This window comes from Arthrobacter sp. Y3223164 (genome assembly GCF_059091005.1).
Map to the genome: position 1 here is coordinate 1 of NZ_JBNHGF010000358.1, position 2,794 is coordinate 2,794.

Annotated in this window: 4 protein-coding genes; 3 read left to right on the forward strand and 1 reads right to left on the reverse strand. The window is 67.9% G+C overall.

What is annotated here, in order from left to right:
- A partial coding sequence (locus tag AC5RUJ_RS13985) for a protein kinase family protein (RefSeq protein ID WP_494156028.1) occupies positions 1-447 on the reverse strand: 447 nt, incomplete at its 3' end.
- 104 nt (positions 448-551) lie between these two features.
- On the opposite strand from AC5RUJ_RS13985, the gene lipB reads away from it, so the two are divergent.
- From lipB to AC5RUJ_RS14000, 3 genes are all read left to right on the forward strand, one after another.
- On the forward strand, positions 552-1,268 hold the full coding sequence (gene lipB, locus AC5RUJ_RS13990) for a lipoyl(octanoyl) transferase LipB (RefSeq protein ID WP_494128819.1): 717 nt from the start codon (positions 552-554) through the stop codon (positions 1,266-1,268).
- Entirely contained in the window at positions 1,265-2,269 is a 1,005-nt protein-coding gene (lipA, locus tag AC5RUJ_RS13995; RefSeq protein WP_494013821.1) for a lipoyl synthase, read from the forward strand. The genes lipB and lipA overlap by 4 nt, the downstream gene beginning before the upstream one ends.
- Positions 2,270-2,372: 103 nt before the next feature.
- Positions 2,373-2,794, forward strand: a 422-nt coding sequence (locus AC5RUJ_RS14000) for a DUF4191 family protein (protein ID WP_494156029.1), incomplete at its 3' end; no start/stop codon positions are given.

The window sequence follows — 2,794 nt, forward strand, 5'->3', positions numbered from 1 at the left end:
GAGCGCCGCGAGCGAGCCGCCGGCAGCATATTCCAGCAGCAGCCCCGGCCCGCGGTCGGTTGCCACTTGTCCGTGGACGGGCAGCAGGTGCTCATGCCGCGCCCCCGCCAACAGGAATAGTTCATGGTCGGCGGCAGCGGCCGCGGCCCCCGGTTGCCCCTCGGGGGCAACCGCCCAGGGAGCGGGCTCCCCCTCATCGGCGGCTAATACGTGCCGGGCAGGGCGCGGCCCCGGCCGCGGGCGTTCGGCGTCGTCCGAGGAGGAGGGAACAGTGGGCGCAGACAGCACCTTCAGTGCATACTCCGTTCGGGTCAGCGCGTCGCGGACCAGCCATACCGAGGCCGAGGCGCCGCTGCCCAGCCACCGCTGCACGTGCAGCCCCGGCGCCGCCGGCCGCGGCGGTTCCTGCCCGACGGAGGCCGCCCCGGGTGTCTGCCCATCTTCCATGGACCACTTGTACTCCGTTTGGCCGCGGGGCGCAGGAGTTATCCACAGCACTTGAGTCGTTACACAAATAGCAGTGCCCGGCCCCCGGAGCGTAGTCTTGCTGAATGGCTCTTGAGTTTTCTCGGCTGGGCTTCGGCCCTAACTACGTCGATTATGAAGAAGGCTGGGCGCTGCAGCGCAAGCTGCACGCCGAAGTCGTGGCGGGCACGGCGCCCAGCACCGTGTTGTTGCTGGAGCACAGCGCCGTCTACACCGCCGGCAAGCGGACCGAAGACCATGAGCGGCCGTTGGACGGCACCCCCGTGGTCAGCGTCGACCGTGGCGGCAAACTGACGTGGCACGGCCCCGGCCAACTGGTGGGTTACCCCATCGTGGCCCTCCCGGATCCCACCCGGGTGGCCGACTACGTTGACATCCTCGAGCAGGTCCTGATTAATGTGCTCGCCGATTACGGCGTGGCCGGCACCAGGATGGAGGGCCGCTCCGGCGTCTGGATCGAGGCCGACGAGCGCGGGCCCGCCCGCAAGATCGCCGCCATCGGCATCCGCGTCAACCGCCGGGTAACCATGCACGGCTTCGCGCTCAATTGCCGGAACGACCTGGCACCCTACAGCCAGATCATTGCCTGCGGCATTACCGACGCCGGCACCACCACCATCCAGGCCGAGACCGGGCTGGACGTGGCCCCGGCCGACATCGCAGACCGGGTGGAGGAAGAACTCCGCTCGTTCGAGACATCCCTGGTCAAGGCCGGCACCCCCGGCCCCGCGGCCACCGACACCGACCCTGGCCACCGCCAGACCGAAGGAGCCCTGTTGTGACGCTCGCCCCTGAAGGACGCCGCCTGCTGCGCGTCGAGGCCCGCAATGCAGCCACCCCCGTTGAGCGCAAGCCGGACTGGATCAAGGCCAAGGTCAACATGGGCCCCGAGTACGTGGGCATGAAGAACCTGGTCAAGAAGGAGGGGCTGCATACCGTCTGCGAAGAGGCAGGCTGCCCCAATATTTTCGAATGCTGGGAAGACCGCGAGGCGACGTTCCTGATCGGCGGCTCCGAGTGCACGCGCCGCTGCGACTTTTGCCAGATCCATACGGGCAAGCCCTCCCCCGTCGACATCCTGGAACCCACCAAGGTGGCCCAGTCGGTCCAGCAGATGAACCTGCGCTACGCAACCGTCACCGGCGTGGCCCGCGACGACCTGGCCGACGAGGGCGTGTGGCTCTACGCCGAGACCATCCGCAAGATTCACGAACTCAACCCCGGCACCGGCGTCGAAATCCTGATTCCGGACTTCTCCGGAAAGCCCGAACACATCACGGCCATCTGCGACGCCAAACCGGAGGTATTCGCGCACAACGTGGAAACCGTGCCCCGGATCTTCAAGCGCATCCGGCCGGCCTTCCGCTATGAGCGTTCGCTGGATGTCATCACGCAGGGCCGCGACCAGGGCATGGTGACCAAGTCCAACCTGATCCTGGGCATGGGCGAAACCCGCGAAGAAATTTCCGAGGCGCTGCGCGATCTCCACGCCGCCGGCTGCGACCTGGTGACCATCACGCAGTACCTGCGCCCGACCGAACGCCACCACCCGGTGGAGCGCTGGGTGAAGCCGGAGGAATTCGTGGAACTAAGCCAGGAGGCCGAGGACATCGGCTTCCTGGGCGTGATGAGCGGGCCGCTGGTGCGCTCCTCCTACCGGGCCAGCCGCCTCTGGGCCACCGCGATGCGCAAGAAGGGCTTGGAGCTCCCGCCCCAGCTCGCCCATATCGGCGAGTCCGGCAGCACCCGCCAGGAAGCCGCCACGCTGATTGCCGCCCGGTAGCTGAACCGCCGGAACCGCGGTCCGGGAGCCTGCCGGCTGCCGGGCCGCTGCCGTGTCCGCGTACGGCACGAGTGCCTCCTGGCTCACGATAGAATTGGACATTATGGCCCATAGCACCGATTCCGACGCCCCGAAGCGGGGTCTCTTCTCACGCAAGCCCAAGGCTGGGAAACCCTCCAAAGCCAACAAGCAGCCCGGCCGGCTGAAGCAGATCGGCCAGGTCTTCCGGATGACCCGGCGCAACGACCCGAACGTTGTCTGGTTCATGCTGCTGGCCTTCCTCGGCATCGTCGCCGTCGGCCTGGTCATCGGCCTGCTGATCAACAACTGGGTCACGCTGCTGATCATCTCCATCCCGCTGGGCCTGCTGGCCGCCACCTTCATCTTGTCGCGGCGCGCCGAACGTGCGGCGTTCTCGCAGATCGAGGGCCAGCCCGGTGCTTCCGGCGCGGCCCTCAGCGTGCTGCGCCGCGGCTGGATCCTGCAGGACCAGCCGGTGGCCGTGAACCCGCGCACCCAGGACGC

Bases quoted from the DNA above. Each gene is read 5' to 3' on its own strand.
- lipB (WP_494128819.1), top strand. From the start codon at position 552: ATGGCTCTTGAGTTTTCTCGGCTGGGCTTCGGCCCTAACTACGTCGAT.